Below are 18668 nucleotides of genomic sequence, written 5' to 3' on the forward strand. Positions count from 1 at the left end.
ATTCAGCGAATCGGACGCTCGCCCGAGTTCTTTGTTTAAAACAAAAATCCCAACTGGATGAGCCCGCGGGAGTGAGCTTGGACGAAGTCAGCTGAAAGCTTTTGAGCTACTGGCGTTTGAAAATTTACGCCTAAAGTCCAGCGTTCCGAAAATAGGGTTAACCCTGCCGTGGCGTTCACAAGATATCCGCCCGTTTCCAGCACTTCCTTTCCATCCTGACGTCCTTTTTCGCCATTTTCACCATACACGCCTACACTTGGCGTCAGGGTTAGTTTTCCAGCCTGAAAGGAGCGGTATATATCAACAGTTCCAAAAACCTGATTTCCGAACCTGTAGTTTTCTGCATTTTCGGTATTGAATTTTCTGGAAACGTTGGTAGATAAACCCCACTGATCTTTATTAAGTGTGTAGAAAACGTTCAGGATGAAGTCGGTACTTCCCGTTCCGGACTGAAAATTTGGATTAGCAACTTCGGCTGTGTTGTTTTCATCATACTGAAATTTGCCGGTAGGCAGCTTCACCCCACCTCCGACCATTAAAGTATGGTTGAAAGATGTGGCCTTTTCCTTATCCATGAAGGTGTTGAAAATATTGTAGTTAGCCAATACCGTCGCATCTCCAATACCATTTTGCTTTTTGGTTTCAGAAGTTGTGACCTGTTTTGCAAAACGGTAAGGAACAAATGCCATCACCTGAACCCGCTTTACAGGGAAAAAACGACCATATAGTTCAGTGATATGGAAACTCTCCTCCGTTCTGAGTACATGACTGTCCGGATGTGTTACGAAGTTCAGACTCTGATATCTTACTCCTATCAACGACTTATGCGACTGAGGCATCAACCCGAAGTAGGATCCGCTATTGGAACAGCCACATGCGTCGCAGGCCTTTGCAGTCGTATTTGTGATAATTAATATAATAACAAGACCAAGTATCTCTTTGATTTTCATACAATTGAAGTTAATTAGATGTGCCGATGCCCGGATCAGAAAACCGTTTGTCCTGGGTAAATTGCTCATCGCTTAAAGTTCTTAAAAATGCAATAATGGCAAGCTTCTCAGTTCCTGTCAAACGGATTCCCGGATTTTGAGGGTCAGTCAACAACAAAGGATCCAGCGTCGGATTGGGAAACATTATATCTGTGGTACTGCTGTTCTGGTCATTGGCGTAATGATCCAAGACCTCGCTCAAAGCAGTAAATCTTCCGTCATGCATATAAGGTGCCGTCAGACCAACATTTCGCAAGCTGGGTACTTTGAATTTGTACTTGTCTTCTTCATTTAACGTTACATCATATCGGCCTTTGTCATCAATTAGCTTATTAGGTGTTAATCCGTTATTCCGGAAGCTGTAATCCGTAAAAAGCTCACCGGTATGACAGGAACTGCATTTTTGCTGAAACAACTCCATCCCCTGTTTTTCCTGGGTATTCAATGCCGAAGCATCTCCCAATTTATAATAGTCATATTTTGAAGTGGCCGAAACCATCGACAGCATAAATTGGGATAAGGCTTTAAGTGTTCTTTCGGATGTGATTTCCTCAGTTCCAAAAGCGGCTTTGAACATTTTGGGATAATTAACAGCTTTTGAATTGCCTGTCGCGGGCGTGTTTGTGAGTTTAAGTATCACATTGTTCATCGTCTCATCCATCTCGACCACATTCGTTATGGGAGCGATAGGGGCAAAATCCAGATCATGAACGCCGCCGTCCCAGAAAAACGAAGTGTTCCAGGCCATATTCTGTACAGCAATCGAATTCCTGATACCCAGCCGATCATCCACACCATGGCTCAAACTGTGTCCATGATGCGTGAAGGCAAAAGCTTGTTGGTGACAGGTTCCGCAGCCGATGTTTCCCGTTCTTGACAAAATCCCATCGTAAAACAAAAATCTTCCCAACTCCACACCCTCTTCTGTCAATGGGTTTTTGGAAAAATCGTATACGGGATCAGGGAAGTTGGCAGGTTTGGTCCACGTGATGGGAGTGGGGCCAGTAGGTTCCGGTTCAGGGCTATCCTCCCGCTCCGGTTTACACGAAGCGGCGAGAATAACGATGGGCATCATGAAGTATAAAACGGACTTCTTCATGCATTCAAAACCTTTATATGGAACCTTAATCCGCATGAATATGGTCTAAACTAAACATAGTTGAATAGTTTTTCGAAATATTAAGTGAATAGTCGGTGAACATTACGCTTGGATTGGCGGCGATGCTTACCTGCGTACTACCGTTAAATATTTTTAACGCATCTACCATCAAATGTACTTCCGGACTTAACTCCTTCGTTACAGTCGCTTTCTTTCCACCAAAATCAACTTTTACCGTTCTCAAGTTGTTGATAGTCTTCGTGGCATAACCTCCAAAAAAGCCAATATGATACTGAAATTGACCGGTTGGCACGGATGCAACAGAAGAGCCTTCCAACATCAGGAAAATATAACCCGAGTTCCATGCCCAGTACATCGCGTTCGGATTTTGAGGATCCAAAACTCCGGTTCTTTTTGATACATCAGAAACGCTTCTCAAGCTATCCACACCCACCACAAACTCAACTCCAGTGTAATCTGCGGAAGGGACATTTTTAAGATTTACTTCCTGAGAATCCTCATCTTCTTCTCTGATCAGAAAATAGCTGGAATCCTGAGGAACCACGTAGCTTGACCCGTCCGCTTTCAGCAGCTTGATATTGGAGATATAGTAGTTAAGCTTGGAAATTGTAAAAGTTTCTCCGGCAGCATTGGTATAATTGTCGGTATTCAATTTTAGATCGCGGTCACCAACGATGTTATCATATTCAATTGTGATCTCTCCGGTAGCTCCTGGCTCCGCCGCCACGTCATCGTCTGAACATGAGGTTAATACAATACTGGAGGCCGAAAAAAGTACACAAAAGGCAAGCAAAAATATATTTTTCATTTTTGGAAATTCATTAATAAATAAGCAGAATTGAGGAAACCAACAGATATCATGACCTGCGATGTGGAACATCTAAATACCACCTCACTAAAGTCAATGCATCGTTACAATACGGACCTCTTTTAAAAAATAAGAAAGCAAAAGTGATCAGGCCACGCAGGGTGGATGAAAAATATCGTCAGCGGCAAGACGTGCCGCATAGGGAGATTTGTAGCTAAACAGGGAGACGTTTTCAGCAGGGAAAAACGTTTGAGGTTGCAGGCGGAAAGCGTACACTTCCGAGTTTACCGAGGTATCAATCACCTTATTCAGAAGATTCTGTTCGGCTCGCTTTTTTTCCTGTTCTTCCAGCGATTTCAGCTTTTTAGCAAGGTAACATTTGCCGTTACAGTTGAGCATAGGTCTGCTTCTGTTAACGCAAAGATTGGCGGCAATATAGTCGCGGCGAATTTCAAAATCCAGATATAACAACGGTATTACCCATACTTTGATCAGCATGAGGCTTAGAAGGCCTAGGGCAACGGTTTGTCTGGTAAGTTGGTTCACAGATACTAAACGAATCCAATATCAGATTCTGTATTTTGCCTCAAAGGTAAGGCCTAAAATTTTTAAACTATAATTTTATTAAATCCTTATTTCAGATTGTTGAAAGGATGAATGCCTCTGTTAATTCCTCCTGTAAGCATGCCATGCCCTGGAATTGTGTTGGTTCAGTTGAATGCTCTTTTTATAAATCCTCCTATAAAACTTCCTGAAAGCGTCGGGAAAATAGATATATATGTTGCAAAATCTGCAATGTCTCTATGTTCGGGGACGAGCGTTGCGGTGCCAGTGAGCAAGAAATACGAAATCATAGTGGAAGTACCTTGAATAAATGCCAATATCCAACCTTTCCGCGGTTCCAGCCACCCGATGATCACACTTAATAATGTATTGACAAAAATCGGTAAATGGATACTGTCGCTATAACAGTTGCTTACTGCAATGATGACGCCGAAGAGTAAAGCTATTGGGATGTTTCTTAACAACGTGGGAGAAGAATAAATAGGCATAGAAACGTATACAGTATTTGATCACGCAAATATATTCATACAACCCACAGCAACGACAGATTTTTGAGACAACTTTTGATCAAAATGAGGTATTAGTGCAATTTTAAAGTAGGCAGGGAAACTGACTTTGGATGGTAGCTACAAGAGTAATTTTTCTATATTTGCCGCTTAAACAATATGGAGGGTTTTACTCCGTTTATGTTCAAAGCCATTCTATTGGCCACGAGCCGATTGTTATTTGCTAAACTTATCACTTTTCACCGTTTAATATGATGCTTCTTCAAGCACTTGCTGACTCTACTTTGGTGACGCCCTCAGCAGACCCGGGGCTTTCTCTTTTTGACCTGCTTGGAAAAGGCGGATGGGTAATGTTCCCGTTGGGATTGTTATTTCTGGCCACATTATTTTTGATTATCGAGCGCTTTCTGGCCATCAGCAGCAATGGTAAAATCGAAGGGCAGTTTGTGGACAACGTAAAGGATTTTATTCAACAGGGAAACCTTAAATCTGCGGAGTCACTTTGCCGCAATCAGCGTAACGCCGCCGGTCGGATTTTTGAAAGAGCGATCGGGAGAATTGGGTATCCTATTAAAGATATTGAGACAACCATAGAGAACGCAAGTCAGATTGAAATTCAGAGATTGGAAGGAAATCTGCCATATCTGGGTGTTATAGCTGGTATTGCGCCGATGCTAGGTTTTGTGGGAACGATTGCTGGTATTATCCGTATTTTCTACGATATATCTGTTTCTAACGACTTTAATATCAGTACGATCGCGGGTGGTATGTATGAAAAAATGATCACGTCCGGAACGGGTCTGATCCTTGGTTTGGTTGCATATGCCGCGTATCACCTTCTGAATATGAAAATCGACCGTTTCACTTTGCGTTTGCAAATGGCTGCTTCCGATTTCATTGACGTTTTGCAAAAACCGGTAACATCCAAAGGATTATAGGGCTGAGAGGTTTGAATGTTATTTTCTCTCAATCCTCGTCCGAGACCCCGGTTCATTCTCTCATTCACTCATTGAAATTCTTTGTATGAAAATACGTCGTAAGGGTCGGTTCGCGCCGGAGGTGTTCACACACTCGCTCAACGATATCATGTTCTTTCTATTGCTTTTCTTTTTGATCATCTCCACGATGTCAAATCCGAATGTGATTAAACTGATGCTTCCCAAAGCGTCGGCTACACAACAGATGTATAAGAAGCAGATTACACTGTCTATTGACGAAAATAAGGCATACTTTATTGATAAAGAGCCCGTTGCCGCCGATATGCTGGAATCGCAGCTTCAAAGCATTTTTGCAGGCGCAGAAGACAGGACCATCGTGCTTCGTGTTGATAAAACAATCGCAGTTCAGGATTTGGTGGACGTGCTTCAGATTGGCGCCAAGCAGGATATCAAAATGGTGATGGCTACCGCAAAATAGAAATTGGAATTATAAGTCAATATAAAACGAGCTTTGTCGATTTCCGGCAAAGCTCGTTCGTTTTATGATTTTGCGCTGGCGTAAATTTGCTCGACAATTTCCTGCAAAATCGCTCCTTCTTCTGCGTTGCAGATATTTGACGGTTTTCCATCGCAAGCATCCAGAAAAGCCTGTATATTCAGCAGCTGACTATCCGTTGCATTCAGAAATGGAAAATCTACATTGACCAGCTCGCCAGACACCTCAGTTGATATTGACAAGGGATATAGCGTTGCGCCGCCTTTGTCGCCAAAGACTTCGAGGTTGGTAATTTCTTCTTCTTTCTGATTCAAAGCAAAAGAGCAGGACAGCATCAGACTGATATTGCCGGGCAGAGATAAGTATGCAAAACACGCATCTTCCACTTCAAAGGCGGAAGGGTCCCAGGAACCCTTGAGGCCTTTACCGCCAGTTTTTCCAATAAAATCATAGGTATTCGCCAGGATTTTTTCAGGTGCCTGATATCCGGTCAACCCCATGGCCAGATCCAGAACATGCACGCCCAGATCTATCAGCGCCCCGCCACCCTGAATGGTTTTGTTGGTGAAATTTCCCCAGCCCGGAATTCCCCGGCGTCGGAGATAATTTGCTTTGATGTGGTATATAGCGCCTAATCTTTGTTCGATTGCTAATTTTTTCAGTGTGACATATTCGGTAGAATACCTTCTCTGAAAGTTATATGCCAATACCGAACCATTTTTCTTAGCCAGGTCAGCCATTTCTCTTGCTTCCTTCGCGTTGATGCCTGGCGGTTTTTCGCATAAAACGTGACACTTATTTTCCAAAGCCTGCATCGTAAAGCGATGGTGGAGATAGTTTGGTGTGCAGTTGATCACCATATCTGGTTTCACGTCCGAAGCAAACATGTCCGAAGGATCATCATATGCACCTGAGATTGCATGCTTGTCGGCAAGTTCCCGTGCTTTCACAATATCCCGACTGCAAACAGCCACGACTTCGACTTGATCAGACAGGTTTTTTAGCGCAGGTATATGGTTTTGGTCGGCAATATGGCCTCCACCAATAATGGCAGCTTTGTAAATATGAGTACTCTGAGACACGGTGATATTGATAAGGAAGTATTAAAGAATCTTTCGACAGGGATAAAAGAAAGAAATTAATCCATTAAACGAAAATGCATCGGGCGTCAAGCACCGGCTCTGTTTGAGGATTGGTATTACAGCTTGAATGAAAATGCGTCTTTGAAAACAAAATTTATGCAGGTTTGCCGTACATAATGTAAAAAATATTTGTTAATATGTAAAGTAAACTTTACTTTTAGATAAGTTTTAATTTCACCAAAAACACCCGATTCTATGCAAACCAAACTGCTCTTGCCCAACCGCTTCAAACGCCCGGGTTGGTTCATTTTTGTGCCGTGTCTGATAGTGGTCTGTATGCCATTCTTTTTACCAGAAGATTCTAATTTAAATATTTTTAATGCTCACAACATCCTATCGAGGTGGACTTTGTTTGAATTTCCGAATTCGGGCGAATTTTTTACCCCTTGGAAAGTAAAAGAAGAGAACTTTGCTGATGAGATTTTTATGTCCCTTACTGCGATTGGATTCTTTTTTATTGCTTTTTCGCGGGAGCGCATTGATGATGAGCGGATAATGAGCGTCAGGCTAGAGTCTTTATTGTATGCTTTCTACGGGCAAATTGCTGGATTTTTGATAATCCTGTGGTCGACATATGACTTTTCGTTTATGTTCGCACTATCATGGAATATGTTGACGGCTCCACTGATATTCCTGATTAGGTTTCATTGGGTGGTTTATTTGAGGCCTTACTGGGAAGAAAGGAGGGTTGCTGTATGAAAAATACCATTCATGTCGAACGGGCAATTAAACGCATTACACAAGCGAATCTGGCCGAGGCTATTGGTGTATCTCGTCAAACGATCAATGCATTAGAGTCGGCGAAATACCTCCCGTCTATTGTATTGGCGATGAAAATTGCCGCGTATTTTGGAAAATCAGTGGAGCAGATTTTTGAACTGGAGGAGGGTGATTAAAGTACTAAGCCCGGACAATAACCTAGGTTGTCCGGGCTTAATCTATCGAAGATTGCCATCTTTACTCTTGAATAATTCTCCCTGTATTATATCGATAGTTTTGGAATTTGGCGGGAGTTTTTGCGTCTAGAGTTTTAACCATAATCACTCCATTGGTACCATTAATTCCATAGATTGAAGTTGCAGCTGCTCCCACAATCTTGTTTATACTTGTGATGTCTTTTACATTGATTTGAGCGAGAGCAGCAGTTCCTCGTTGTTTCAACGCTACGCCATTTAAAATAATCAGAGGATCGCCAGCAAACGAGGGGATAGTAATGGCGGAGGGCTGGACTTCGGGATCGGCAGTTTGCCTGGGATTTGCGATTGAACCCTGTCTTTTATCCGTCGTTTTTTCTTCCTCCAGAGCAAACATAATCGGCAAAGTATATTCCATTGCAATCGGCTTACCGTTTTGCAAGGCCGGATTCCATTTAGGCATATTGTATATAACCCTTACGGCCTCTTCGTCCATACCGAACCCTATTCCTTTGATGATTTTTGCATTACTGGTTTTTCCATCCGCGTCCACCATGAATGACAGGATCACCCTTCCTTGCACATGGGCTTTTGTTGCACGTGTAGGATATTTTACATTTCGAGCTATAAATTTATACATCTCTTCTGACCCACCGGGAAATTCCGGGTAGCTTTCAACCGGGACAAATGCACTTGATTTTGTATCTTTTGTATCCTGATTTTTCTGCGGATTAACTGAAGGCACATAACCCACAACAACGACTTCGTGAAGAGAATTAGCATCCTTTTTGTCAAGTATCTTTTTGTACTGCGTTTTACCTGCGACTAATGGGATTTCTGCTGATTTATAATGAAGGTGGGATACAACCAGAACACTATTTGCAGGAATATCTTTCAATTCAAACCGACCGTCTTCATCGGTCGCTGTGCCCTTAGTTGAGTTTTTAACGATCACAATCGCCCCTGCAATTTCATGTTTGTTGTTTTCAATGATTACACCTTTTACTGAAACATTTTCGGCTTTAACGGAATTTGGCTCGATTGCTGTCTCGGCTGTTGGCATGTTTTGAACAACGGATTGTGAAGTTGCCGTGATGTTGGTTTTTTGATATGCACCTGAAGTAATTGCAGTGGTTGGTGCATTTTTATCCTCAATATCGATACGTTCCCGCGCGGCCGTCAGGAAAACTGCCAAAACAACAACAGGAATGATAATCGAATATTTGCTTAAAAGCCAGCGCGAAGTACGATGCTTGTAAATCATTTGAATTCGGATTTTAAGTAAACGGGAATTGAAAAAGTGGTTTGTCAGCGATTGGACAGGTGCATTAAGCGCATAGGAAACCAGGAAATTCGAATATGCATTTCTGTTAGGAACTTCTGCGTCGGCCAGAAACTCGTGTACCTCCTGCAGGGCGTTCTTATAGAGCCAAAGTGCGGGATTAAACCAAAATCCTACTTTCAACAGTTCAACAAAGACGATATCCCAGCTATGTCGCTGCTTGATATGAATCAGCTCATGATTCAATATGGTTTCCAGATGGTGTTCATAGTCATCTTTAGTCAAGAAAAGCCATTTAAAAAAAGAGAAGGATCCCGGTTTTCTTTCTTTACCTGATTCGTTGTCAAGAAAAACTATCGAATATTCTTCAAAATCAATAACAGTGTTTAGGTCAACAACTTTTCGAATATTATTCAAACCTCTCAGGAGCTGGAAAATCATGATTCCAAACCCAAAAAGGTATATAACGATCAGGGGTTGCGACCAGTCGAAAACAGCGCGTGAATCGGTTACGGGAGTTAGGTAGCTTAGTGGAACGGCTTGCGATACGATAGCAGAGTTGTAAGCGCTTTCTGATACAGTTACAACAATTTCATCGGACGGAGATGCAGGTAATTCAATCAATGGCAACGCCCATGATATGATCAAAGTGGTGATAAGGTAAACCCGGTTCCACTTGAAAAAAGTGTGTTTTCGAAACAGCAGCCAGTAACAGGCATAAAACAATATCCAATAAAGATTGACTTTAACCAGATACGGAAGTGTTTCGAAAACGTTCAGGGCTATTATTTAGTAGTAACTTGAACAACTCCGTTTTTTCCTGCTTCACCATATTGTTCGACTGCATATTTATCTTTTAATACGGTAACGGATTCGATCGAATTGGGATCCATTCCTTTTAATGTGGTGCCGTCCTTTTGTAGTTCACCGTCAATTACATATAATGGTTGGTTTTCACCAGTCAGTTCATTTACTTTAATTTGAACACTCGTTTCGTCGTCAGCCTCTGTAGAAAACGTTTTCTTTGTTTTTTGCTGGTACTCCTTTAGCTGGAAGTTGATAGGTAAATTATATCTCACATTGACAAGTTGACCGTTTTGTCTTGCAGGGGTCCATTTTGGGAAAGTTTTAAGTACTCTGACCGCTTCTTCGTCACATCCAAAACCTATTCCTTTAAGCACCTGAATGTCTGCAATTTCTCCTGTTTCTGTTACGACGAATGAAAGGAATACGCGTCCGCTTACATATGCCCTGGCAGCGGCTGCGGGGTATTTTATATTATTACTAAGGTGTTCATACATAGCCTTGATGCCTCCTGGAAACACGGGCTGGTCTTCCACAACAGTGAAGATCTTTTTGCCTTTCAGGATATCATTAGGGTTGGTCTCCTTCGATACTTCGCTTCGTGAAATCTTTTCCGTTACTGGTTCCTTATCAGGCTGTTTTGCCTCACAACCTGCTATGATTAATGCAATGATGGATATACTGCCAATAGTAAGCGCATAGGTGGCCAACAGCCATTTCGAAGTCCTGTTTTTGTAGATCATCTGGATTCGGGATTTGATTTGTGATGGTTTGAAAAAGTGGTTGGTAAGTGATGCTATTGGCGCATTGAGGGTATAGCTCACTAAAAACCGCGCATATGTTTCCCTGTTTGACGCTTCCACATCAGCCAAAAACTCGTGTACTTCCTGCAGGGATTTTTTGTAAAGAATCAAAATCGGGTTAAACCAGAACACGATCTTGATGGCTTCAATCAGAAGTACATCCAAACTGTGTTTTTGCTGCATATGCACCATTTCATGACGCAGGATATCATCAAAATGATTTTCATAATCATTAATATTGACCACGATCCATTTCAGGAAAGAGAACGAGCCGATATTGTTGTTGTTGATAATGACCACATTGCAATCTTCCAATTCGACCATTTCTCCCTGGTTAAGAAAATTGCGTAACAATTGAAGATGGCTCATGAATTTGATACTCATCCATACAACGCCTGCTATATATAGCACCCATAAGAACTCGCTCAGAGTGAAAAGGCTATCACTATTCTGGGTCGCAGTTATCGTTATAGCGGGCGCCGTTGCCACATATATTACGGGAAGAACCGGAGCCTGTTCGGGATAAATGACAAAAGGTAACAGAAAAGATGCTACGAGTGACCCTAACAGATAAAAGCGATTCAGTACAAAAAACGTTTGCTTCCACAGAAACAATCGATAACATGCGTAAAATAAGGTCAGATATAAGCTGACCTTGCCGATATAAATCAGGGTCTCCATAGCTCGTAGATGGTTATTGTTCGTTCTTGTGGTCCTCTATCATCTTCATGATCTCATCCAGATCGCGCGTATTCATATCATTTTCTTTCACGAAAAATGACACTAGATTGGACAGCGAATTGCCAAAGTAATTGCTCATGAGCTGAGACATTTCGTGGCGTTTGTACTGCTCTTCTGTAATGAGCGGAAAATATTCATGCGTTTTTCCGAAGGCGGTATAGCCTACCACTTCTTTCTTTTCCAGTATCCGCACTATTGTAGATACAGTATTGTAAGCCGGTTTCGGTTCCGGCATTTCTGCGAGTATATCCTTGACAAAAGCTTTTTTCAATTGCCACAAAATTCGCATGATCTCTTCCTCGGCTCTTGTTAGTGTTTTGATTTCCATTGTAGTGAATTATAGGTAGTTGTATTCGTTTTCCTCCTCAGGGAGGAGTTAATCATTTTCCCGTATCCTCCAATTCAGAAATTGGACTCTTTTTCAAAGCAATAATCTGTTTCGGGACGCCTTTAATAGGTCTTACCTGACTCTCGAAGCCGACAAAACTAACAATCAACTCAGCGGAGTCGGGTGCGGTTATCTTGAAGTAGCCGTCGGAATTTGTTGTCGTTCCCCGCTCTATTCCTTTAACCAAAATTGATGCTCCTGGTATGGCTGTTTTATCGGAGTCATTTGTGACCCAACCTTCCACATCGATATTTTCTCCGGAATGATTTTTCTTTTGACACCCTGTCATTAGTAACGAAAAGGCTCCAATCAATACTGCCACTAAAATAATTGCGCGGCCCGTCTTTTTTAAATAAGATATATTAGTCATAATGATTGATTTTTAATTTGTGACGACGATAAAATGATTCGCATGCGAGACACCATATTAATTGCTGCCTATTAGTACTATTCGTTGTTTCAATTCTGTATTTCAAATTTACGACTATTAATTTAGTTTCAAAACTATTTTCTTAGTTATTTGAAATTTGATATAAAAAAACTGTCTGCAGGTCATACAGACAGTTCTCTCAAATAATATTTTGAACCTATACCTGGCTCAGTTTCACGGTATTAGTTTTGCGCGCTTTGGAAACGGGCATGCTCAACGTATTTACAAAAATATCGCCTCTTTTCAATTCGCCCTTCTCAACAAGAAACGCTTTGATGTCCTCGATCAAAAGATCCGTGGAAACTTCCTGATCTTTGTCGTAGAAGAAAACTTTTGTTCCCCAGTACAGTGCCAATTGGTTCATTAACACTTTGTTAGAAGTGAAGATATACAAGTTAGCTTTTGGACGGTGGTGAGAAAGTCTGAAAGATGTATATCCCGAACGGGTAATGCCGATAATTGCAGCAGCATTTGTATCGCGGGCCAAACGACAGGCACTCATTACGACATTGTCGTTCAGATTATGTTCGCCTGGGTTTTCATTTACATATGAGTGGTATTTGAAATAAACAGAATCAGTTGCCTGTTCTACCTTTTCAATGGTATGAGTCATGCTTTCGACCGCTAATACCGGATATTTACCTGAAGCAGTTTCAGCACTTAGCATTACCGCGTCAGCTCCATCCAATACGGAGTTCGCTACATCGTTTAGTTCAGCGCGTGTTGCACGTGGGCTATCAATCATGCTTTCAAGCATTTGCGTTGCAACGATAACCGGCTTACCAGCTTTGTTACATTTCTCTACGATCATTTTCTGGATCATAGGAACTTCTTCTGCAGGAAGCTCAACGCCCAGGTCGCCACGGGCTACCATGATAGCATCCGTTGCTTCGATGATAGCGTCGATATTTTCGATCGCCTCAGGTTTTTCGATTTTGGCAACCACTTTTGAAAGTTTGCCTCTTTCCTTAATATATTCTTTCACGCGAGTGATTTCATCCGCTGTTCTAACAAACGAAAGCGCGATCCATTCAGCGTTATGTTCAAGACCGAAGTCAAGATCTTCCCAATCCTTTTCAGTTACCGAAGGCATGGATACCTTCGTGTTAGGCAGGTTAACACCTTTTTTAGACTTCAGATAACCACCGTAAATAACTTCCGTAATTACATCACTTGCGGTGATTCCGGTAACCAAAACTTCCAGTTTACCGTCATCCATCAATATTCTGTCTCCGATTTTTACGTCGTTGTACATTCCATCATATGGAGTACTTACCATTTCGGCAGTACCAACTACCGGAGTGTTCGTCAATATCAACTTGTGACCTGCTTCAATAAGAACGCCATCTTTTTCGGCAACCATACCGATACGGATTTTTGGTCCTTGCAAATCCTGTAAAATGGCAAGGTTCAACCCATGTTCTTCATTTAGTTCACGAATAGTATTTAATCTGGCAAGGTGATCCGCATGCGTACCATGGGAAAAATTAAGTCTGAAGACGTTCACTCCGGCCTTTGCCAGCGCGTACAACATTTCTTTTGATTCTGATGCAGGACCAACGGTTGCTACGATTCTAGTTTTTTTGGAAGACATATGTTAATTGTGCAGTATAAAATTATATTAGAAGCAGTCCACGTCAATGACGACATTTATGCTTTTTAATGTTTTGTCAGTCAGTATATCAATTACTTTTTCTTGTATAAATGACTTTGCCGCCTTAAAATTAATCTTTTCTCTCTCAAGTTTAATGAGAATATCTAACAAAAACTGATTTCTTACTCTTTCGACCAGCGGAGCCTGGGGTCCTAAAACCCTGCTTTTTCCCAGATTCTCGATCAATTTGGCGGCCAATTGATCCGCAGCGCGCTTGCACACAGCCGAATCAAAGTGTTTGACGGTAAGTTTTATAAGTCTTGTAAAAGGTGGATAATTGTATTCCTGTCGCTCCTTTACCTCTTCCAGATACATACCTTCGTAATCGTTATTGACGATACGTTCGAGCAGAGGCTGGGATGGATTATTGGTCTGTATCAATACTTTACCTGGCTTGTTAGCCCTTCTACCGGCACGTCCGCTCACTTGTGTAAGCATCTGGAAGGCTCGCTCGGAAGCTCGGAACTCTGGAAAATGGATAATGCGATCAGCGTCAAAAATGCCGACCATGCTGACGTTATCAAAGTCCAGCCCTTTGCTCACCATCTGCGTTCCTACGAGGATATCCACATTTCCGCCCTCAAATTCCTGAATAATCTGCTGATATGCATTTTTTGCTCTCGTCGTATCCATGTCCATTCGCAGCACCCGCGCTGATGGCAATAGAATACTCAGTTCGTCTTCGATTTTCTCGGTTCCGAAGCCCATCGTTTTCACTTTTGGAGAACCGCAGGACGGGCATATACGAGGTACCTCCTCTTTTTGACCGCAGTAGTGACACCGAAGTTCCTTTACTTTCATGTGATAAGTAAGGCTCACATCGCAGTTGGAACATTCCGAAATCCAGTTGCATTCCTCACACTGCAGGTATGGAGAATATCCTCTCCGGTTTTGAAAAAGTATCGTTTGCTCCTTGTTTTCCAGATTGATCTTAAGGTGCTCCATCAAAACAGACGAAAACTCATTCTTCATCTGTTTCTGCTTTTTCTCAAGTTTGGTATTGATCAGTTGAAAGGTTGGTAAGACAGCATTACCATATCTTTCCTTCATTTCGACGAGTCCGTACCGATCATTTTTGGCGTGGTAATAACTTTCCAGTGAGGGAGTTGCGGATCCAAGAAGTGCCTTACCCTTATGCATGTACGCCATGACAACAGCCACGTCGCGGGCGTTATATCTCGGTGCGGGATCAAATTGTTTGTAGGAAGTTTCGTGCTCTTCGTCGACGATGATCAGGCCAAGATTATCAAACGGCAGGAATATGGCGGAACGCACCCCGACGACAAATTGAAATTTACCATCTAATATGCCTTTCCAGACTTCAACGCGTTCATTATCAGAGAATTTGGAATGATATATACCCATAGCATCTCCAAAAACCTTCCTAAGGCGAACCACGATTTGGGTTGTCAGCGCGATTTCAGGAAGAAGGAATAATACTTGCGAACCACTGGCCAACACCTTTTTAATAAGCTCTATATATACTTCAGTTTTTCCACTTCCGGTAATGCCATGAAGTAGCGTAACTTCCTTACTTTGAAACTGTTCCTGGATCTGTTTTAACGCCGTGTCCTGAGCGCCGGTCAGATTGATTTCGGCATTTGAGCCTGCCGGAATATCGTCAAAACGGGAGATGAATATCTCAAATTGCTCGAATATCCCTTTTTTGATCAAGGTTTTTAGAGATGATTCCGAAAACCCGTTCTCTTCTGAAAATGTTGATTTATCAAGACCCTTCTGGTTGAGGTCGGGATTGTTATATACCGGAATAAAACTGAGATATCTTAAAAGTATATCAAGTTGTTTCGGCGTTTTTTCCAAAGCAGAAGTCAGTGCTACCAGCGCATCATTTGTGAGGAACGAAGCGGTCAGCCTGATTTTTTTGGCGACTTTGGGTTTGTATTTCTCTTTTACTTCTTCGAATAAAATAATCGCCCGCTTTCCTACCAGTGATTTGATAAGTGCCGTGACACTTTTACGCTCGAGCAACCTTTCGACCTCTTCGTAAGACAGCGCTTCCTGCTTTTTGAGTACTTCAACAACATCCCTTTCCTGATCGGTCAATATCTCATCATAATCAAACTCAGGATTATACTGAATTTTGGATTGACTCGTAATTTTCAAGCCTGCGGGAAGCGCGACGTTCATTACCTCGCCGATATTGCACAAATAATACTCGGCAACCCAGGCAAATAATTCGAGCTGACGTGCGGTTACGATCGCCTGGTCATCAAGTAATTCAAGGACATATTTTGCCTGATATTTAACTGGTGGCTGAGTATGAAGCCTTGCGACAATACCTGTGATAACGCGTTTTGAGCCAAACTGCACAATAACCCGCGCCCCGACTTTAATTTGGTCAGCCATTTCCCTCGGCACTCTGTAGGTAAACAAAGAGGGGATGGGAACCGGTAAAATCAGATCAGTGAAGTATGTTACTTCTTCCTCAAAAAGGGAGGCCATGTATTGTGCAGCGGTTGACTAGTAATTTGAAAGCAAAGGCAAGTTACGACTAAAAAACAGCAAAGTGAATTCAGAAGGGTCAGTTAGAGGATCAAAGAGGTGGCAAGCTCTGGAGCTATCTCCCAAGATATCATGGCATTGAAAAGACGTATATGACTGTATTTAGAAAGGTCATTTTCTGTAATTTCTTTTTCAAAAATGATCCCGGAATCTAATAGAGAAGATCTTTGAGTACCAATCAACAGGGGCTTGGATGGTGTATACCATTTCTCTCCATCAAACAAAGCAACGTTACAAAATGCACTATCGGTAACCATACCTCTTCGAATGATCAAAATCTCTTCCGCATCTTCTTTTTGAGCATACAAAGCATTCAATTCATCGCGGTTATCGTATTTGAAGGTATAATCGATATCGTCGTTATATACTTTTTTGATTTTGGATATTTCACGACGGGTATATATCGACCAATCAATTTTCTCGGCCTCTTTGGTATAGCTTACCCGGCATTTGTATTTCGTATTTGTCAGGTTGTCAGGTATTTGAATAATATTGGCAAGTTTCCAGTCGGGTTTTAACCCGTAGAGGTTTAATCTTGTACGATCCACTCTTGCCTGGTGGTAGTCCAGATTACAAAATTGATGATTTTCAAAACAGATGGTTTCAAAACAAGGAAGGTGTGGCATGCTCAAATGGTAGATATACTTTGTCGATTACTTCCTGATACTCGCTACGGGCATCGCTTCTTGCGGTAATGCCGCCACCACTTTTGAATATATATTGCTCCCCTTGTTTTTCAATAAAGCGAATCATAACGGCACTTTCGAAATTTTCACCGTCGAAATAACCCATCACCCCAGTATAATATCCGCGGTCATATTCTTCGGCTTCTTTGATGATATTCAAAGTGCTTGGCTTAGGCGCGCCGCATATGGAGCCAGCTGGTAAAAGTTTCCAGACAATATCCCCAAATTCCCGATCATATCCGGCAGGCAATGTTCCCGCGATTTCGGAACTGACCTGCAGTAAAGATTTTTGATTGGTTTTCAAGTGGTCAATATAACGATAGCGTTGTACCCATACATTTTCACAAACCATACTCATATCGTTTCTGATCAAATCCACAATAGTAGCGTGCTCAGCAGCTTCTTTTGGGTCTGATATGATTTTTTCTTCCGCATTTGGGATCGAGGCGTCAATCGTGCCTTTCATCGGGAACGACGAAATTCGGTTTCCTGTGATCCGGATAAATATTTCAGGCGAAAAGCAGACGAACTGATCCTTGAAATAAAAACGGTATAAGGCATCGGACTGCCTGAATATATCCTTCAAAGTCAGATCTGTATCCACCGGAGTGGGCATAGAAAGGTTGACAAGAAAGGAATTCCCTGCCTTGATGTTGGCAACTACTTTGTTAAATTTCGGTTGATATACCTCAAAAGGTAGTGGGCGTCGTGTGAAATGAAAGTCAATTTTATGGCTATCACTACCGCCCTGAAAATTGGTGAAACCGTTGAGGTTATATAAGATTTCATCAGGATTGATATCAGAAATTTGGTATGCCAGTGGCTTTTTCATGGCGTAGTCGACCAGAAAAACGAACGGGACGCCATTTTTCCCCCAAGCATTCAACCTTTTTCTGAAATTTTCCCCAATGTCGTTCAATGAATCAATAAATTTACGTTGTTGACGGCCCGTTGCGGACCATTTTTGCACGGCTTATGGCTAACAGAATTAGAAAATGCAAAGTTCTGCAATATCCGCTACGAAAATTCCTTTTTCCTAAAAAGACGATGAATTAAGGCATTATTAGTGGTGTTACTGAGTAATTAGTGAAAAGATGAAATACAGGATACCAGACAATGAGAATGAGATTTTGCCTAATCTGTTGGGACTTAGTTCTGAAACAAAAATTGGTTTAGCCGAATTTGAGGGCTTCGTTACCGCTGAGATTGTATTGACTGAATCGCTTTCAGAGCTGACGAGATTTGATTTAAAATACATTCTGAAAATACACCATCATGCTTTGAAACACTTATATTCCTTCGCAGGGAATTATAGGGAAGTTAATATATCAAAAGGGGGATTCGTATTTCCGGCTGCTAGATTTTTACCTCAATCCATGGAAAGTTTTGAGACTGAAATTCTGTCGAAACTGCCTGCAATATACTCCGAAAAGGAATCTTTGATCAAGGATGTCGCGAAGGTGCATGCAGAACTCTTATTTATTCATCCCTTTAGAGAAGGAAACGGAAGAACGGCACGGATACTTGCCAATCTTATGCTGAGGAAAGAAGGATATAGTCCTTTGAAATTTGAGCTGATTGAGATGGAGATGCGTGATTTTTATATATCGTGCGTGCAACAAGCCGCGAATCAGGATTACAGCTGTATGGAGAAACTTATACGCGAGATTTTTCCAGATTAATCTCGATCTTTTTCAAAACAGCAGCTGCATCCTTCGGAGAAATGGATATCCCTTCTATTTTAAAAGAAGCTATAGCTGAGTGGAGGATCTGTTTTCTTTGCGCAGAAGATGAGGTTGACTGTCTTGTTTTCATATGTCAAATTTAACAGTTTTTCAGATAGGATTCTTGCCAATTTAACAATTAAATGAGTCCTTGCA

20 protein-coding genes are annotated in these 18668 nt (G+C 41.8%); 5 read left to right on the forward strand and 15 right to left on the reverse strand.

The window, feature by feature from the left end; all coding sequences use genetic code 11:
* Positions 1–35: 35 nt before the first annotated feature.
* The 5 genes from AC1XUD_RS24970 to AC1XUD_RS24990 all read right to left on the reverse strand — a co-directional run bounded on the left by AC1XUD_RS24970 (position 36) and on the right by AC1XUD_RS24990 (position 3969).
* Positions 36–950, reverse strand: a complete 915-nt coding sequence (locus tag AC1XUD_RS24970) for a transporter family protein (protein WP_483363771.1) — start codon at positions 948–950, stop codon at positions 36–38.
* Between the two features lie 10 nt (positions 951–960).
* Entirely contained in the window at positions 961–2088 is a 1128-nt protein-coding gene (locus tag AC1XUD_RS24975) for a cytochrome-c peroxidase (protein WP_483363772.1), read from the reverse strand.
* A gap of 25 nt (positions 2089–2113) precedes the next feature.
* Positions 2114–2917, reverse strand: a complete 804-nt coding sequence (locus tag AC1XUD_RS24980) for an MbnP family protein (RefSeq protein WP_483363773.1) — start codon at positions 2915–2917, stop codon at positions 2114–2116.
* A gap of 147 nt (positions 2918–3064) precedes the next feature.
* Positions 3065–3415, reverse strand: coding sequence for a hypothetical protein (locus tag AC1XUD_RS24985; RefSeq protein WP_483363774.1), 351 nt, complete (start codon positions 3413–3415; stop codon positions 3065–3067).
* A 212-nt stretch (positions 3416–3627) separates the two neighbouring features.
* Positions 3628–3969, reverse strand: coding sequence for a hypothetical protein (locus AC1XUD_RS24990; RefSeq protein WP_483363775.1), 342 nt, complete (start codon positions 3967–3969; stop codon positions 3628–3630).
* 269 nt (positions 3970–4238) lie between these two features.
* On the opposite strand from AC1XUD_RS24990, the gene AC1XUD_RS24995 reads away from it, so the two are divergent.
* Together AC1XUD_RS24995 and AC1XUD_RS25000 are read left to right on the forward strand one after the other, a co-directional pair.
* The gene (locus AC1XUD_RS24995) at positions 4239–4925 is read left to right on the forward strand and encodes a MotA/TolQ/ExbB proton channel family protein (RefSeq protein WP_483363776.1); all 687 of its coding nucleotides are present in this window, start codon (positions 4239–4241) and stop codon (positions 4923–4925) included.
* 85 nt (positions 4926–5010) lie between these two features.
* Positions 5011–5403: an ExbD/TolR family protein gene (locus AC1XUD_RS25000; protein ID WP_483363777.1), complete on the forward strand. Its 393-nt coding sequence runs from the start codon at positions 5011–5013 to the stop codon at positions 5401–5403.
* 62 nt (positions 5404–5465) lie between these two features.
* Here the strand turns inward: AC1XUD_RS25000 and AC1XUD_RS25005 are convergent, their stop codons facing one another.
* Positions 5466–6503 carry a Gfo/Idh/MocA family protein gene (locus tag AC1XUD_RS25005; RefSeq protein ID WP_483363778.1) on the reverse strand — a complete coding sequence of 346 codons (1038 nt, stop codon included), beginning with the start codon at positions 6501–6503 and terminating at the stop codon, positions 5466–5468.
* 255 nt (positions 6504–6758) lie between these two features.
* On the opposite strand from AC1XUD_RS25005, the gene AC1XUD_RS25010 reads away from it, so the two are divergent.
* Together AC1XUD_RS25010 and AC1XUD_RS25015 are read left to right on the forward strand one after the other, a co-directional pair.
* Complete coding sequence (locus AC1XUD_RS25010) at positions 6759–7262, forward strand: hypothetical protein (protein ID WP_483363779.1); 504 nt, start codon at positions 6759–6761, stop codon at positions 7260–7262.
* Positions 7259–7459 carry a helix-turn-helix transcriptional regulator gene (locus AC1XUD_RS25015; protein ID WP_483363780.1) on the forward strand — a complete coding sequence of 67 codons (201 nt, stop codon included), beginning with the start codon at positions 7259–7261 and terminating at the stop codon, positions 7457–7459. Before AC1XUD_RS25010 ends, AC1XUD_RS25015 begins: the two co-directional genes overlap by 4 nt.
* A 61-nt stretch (positions 7460–7520) precedes the next feature.
* Here AC1XUD_RS25015 and AC1XUD_RS25020 read toward each other — a convergent pair whose 3' ends face one another.
* The 8 genes from AC1XUD_RS25020 to AC1XUD_RS25055 all read right to left on the reverse strand — a co-directional run bounded on the left by AC1XUD_RS25020 (position 7521) and on the right by AC1XUD_RS25055 (position 17758).
* Positions 7521–9485, reverse strand: coding sequence for a TonB family protein (locus tag AC1XUD_RS25020; RefSeq protein ID WP_483363781.1), 1965 nt, complete (start codon positions 9483–9485; stop codon positions 7521–7523).
* 59 nt (positions 9486–9544) lie between these two features.
* The gene (locus AC1XUD_RS25025) at positions 9545–11047 is read right to left on the reverse strand and encodes a M56 family metallopeptidase (RefSeq protein ID WP_483363782.1); all 1503 of its coding nucleotides are present in this window, start codon (positions 11045–11047) and stop codon (positions 9545–9547) included.
* 13 nt (positions 11048–11060) lie between these two features.
* Positions 11061–11435: a BlaI/MecI/CopY family transcriptional regulator gene (locus AC1XUD_RS25030; protein WP_483363783.1), complete on the reverse strand. Its 375-nt coding sequence runs from the start codon at positions 11433–11435 to the stop codon at positions 11061–11063.
* A 52-nt stretch (positions 11436–11487) separates the two neighbouring features.
* Positions 11488–11865, reverse strand: a complete 378-nt coding sequence (locus AC1XUD_RS25035) for a carboxypeptidase-like regulatory domain-containing protein (protein WP_483363784.1) — start codon at positions 11863–11865, stop codon at positions 11488–11490.
* A 217-nt stretch (positions 11866–12082) separates the two neighbouring features.
* On the reverse strand, positions 12083–13519 hold the full coding sequence (gene pyk, locus AC1XUD_RS25040) for a pyruvate kinase (protein ID WP_483363785.1): 1437 nt from the start codon (positions 13517–13519) through the stop codon (positions 12083–12085).
* Between the two features lie 27 nt (positions 13520–13546).
* Positions 13547–16042 carry a replication restart helicase PriA gene (gene priA, locus AC1XUD_RS25045; RefSeq protein WP_483363786.1) on the reverse strand — a complete coding sequence of 832 codons (2496 nt, stop codon included), beginning with the start codon at positions 16040–16042 and terminating at the stop codon, positions 13547–13549.
* A gap of 83 nt (positions 16043–16125) precedes the next feature.
* A complete protein-coding gene (locus AC1XUD_RS25050) occupies positions 16126–16728 on the reverse strand; it encodes an aminotransferase class IV family protein (RefSeq protein WP_483363787.1) in 603 nt (200 codons plus the stop codon).
* Entirely contained in the window at positions 16706–17758 is a 1053-nt protein-coding gene (locus AC1XUD_RS25055; RefSeq protein WP_483363788.1) for an aminodeoxychorismate synthase component I, read from the reverse strand. Before AC1XUD_RS25055 ends, AC1XUD_RS25050 begins: the two co-directional genes overlap by 23 nt.
* 124 nt (positions 17759–17882) lie before the next feature.
* Between AC1XUD_RS25055 and AC1XUD_RS25060 the strand changes: the two genes are divergently transcribed.
* Positions 17883–18470, forward strand: a complete 588-nt coding sequence (locus tag AC1XUD_RS25060) for a Fic/DOC family protein (protein ID WP_483363789.1) — start codon at positions 17883–17885, stop codon at positions 18468–18470.
* Here AC1XUD_RS25060 and AC1XUD_RS25065 read toward each other — a convergent pair.
* On the reverse strand, positions 18445–18603 hold the full coding sequence (locus AC1XUD_RS25065; protein ID WP_483363790.1) for a hypothetical protein: 159 nt from the start codon (positions 18601–18603) through the stop codon (positions 18445–18447). The two genes, AC1XUD_RS25060 and AC1XUD_RS25065, sit on opposite strands and share 26 nt — an antisense overlap.
* Between the last annotated feature and the right edge of the window lie 65 nt (positions 18604–18668).

This window comes from Dyadobacter sp. HNCC25DJ184 (assembly GCF_056895215.1).

Bases quoted from the DNA above. Each gene is read 5' to 3' on its own strand.
- AC1XUD_RS25010 (WP_483363779.1), top strand. From the start codon at position 6,759: ATGCAAACCAAACTGCTCTTGCCCAACCGCTTCAAACGCCCGGGTTGG.
- AC1XUD_RS24980 (WP_483363773.1), bottom strand. From the start codon at position 2,917: ATGAAAAATATATTTTTGCTTGCCTTTTGTGTACTTTTTTCGGCCTCC.
- AC1XUD_RS25030 (WP_483363783.1), bottom strand. From the start codon at position 11,435: ATGGAAATCAAAACACTAACAAGAGCCGAGGAAGAGATCATGCGAATT.
- AC1XUD_RS24985 (WP_483363774.1), bottom strand. From the start codon at position 3,415: ATGCTGATCAAAGTATGGGTAATACCGTTGTTATATCTGGATTTTGAA.
- AC1XUD_RS24990 (WP_483363775.1), bottom strand. From the start codon at position 3,969: ATGCCTATTTATTCTTCTCCCACGTTGTTAAGAAACATCCCAATAGCT.
- priA (WP_483363786.1), bottom strand. From the start codon at position 16,042: ATGGCCTCCCTTTTTGAGGAAGAAGTAACATACTTCACTGATCTGATT.
- AC1XUD_RS25065 (WP_483363790.1), bottom strand. From the start codon at position 18,603: ATGAAAACAAGACAGTCAACCTCATCTTCTGCGCAAAGAAAACAGATC.
- AC1XUD_RS24975 (WP_483363772.1), bottom strand. From the start codon at position 2,088: ATGAAGAAGTCCGTTTTATACTTCATGATGCCCATCGTTATTCTCGCC.
- AC1XUD_RS25015 (WP_483363780.1), top strand. From the start codon at position 7,259: ATGAAAAATACCATTCATGTCGAACGGGCAATTAAACGCATTACACAA.
- AC1XUD_RS25000 (WP_483363777.1), top strand. From the start codon at position 5,011: ATGAAAATACGTCGTAAGGGTCGGTTCGCGCCGGAGGTGTTCACACAC.
- AC1XUD_RS25035 (WP_483363784.1), bottom strand. From the start codon at position 11,865: ATGACTAATATATCTTATTTAAAAAAGACGGGCCGCGCAATTATTTTA.
- pyk (WP_483363785.1), bottom strand. From the start codon at position 13,519: ATGTCTTCCAAAAAAACTAGAATCGTAGCAACCGTTGGTCCTGCATCA.
- AC1XUD_RS25060 (WP_483363789.1), top strand. From the start codon at position 17,883: ATGAAATACAGGATACCAGACAATGAGAATGAGATTTTGCCTAATCTG.
- AC1XUD_RS25050 (WP_483363787.1), bottom strand. From the start codon at position 16,728: ATGCCACACCTTCCTTGTTTTGAAACCATCTGTTTTGAAAATCATCAA.
- AC1XUD_RS24995 (WP_483363776.1), top strand. From the start codon at position 4,239: ATGATGCTTCTTCAAGCACTTGCTGACTCTACTTTGGTGACGCCCTCA.
- AC1XUD_RS24970 (WP_483363771.1), bottom strand. From the start codon at position 950: ATGAAAATCAAAGAGATACTTGGTCTTGTTATTATATTAATTATCACA.
- AC1XUD_RS25025 (WP_483363782.1), bottom strand. From the start codon at position 11,047: ATGGAGACCCTGATTTATATCGGCAAGGTCAGCTTATATCTGACCTTA.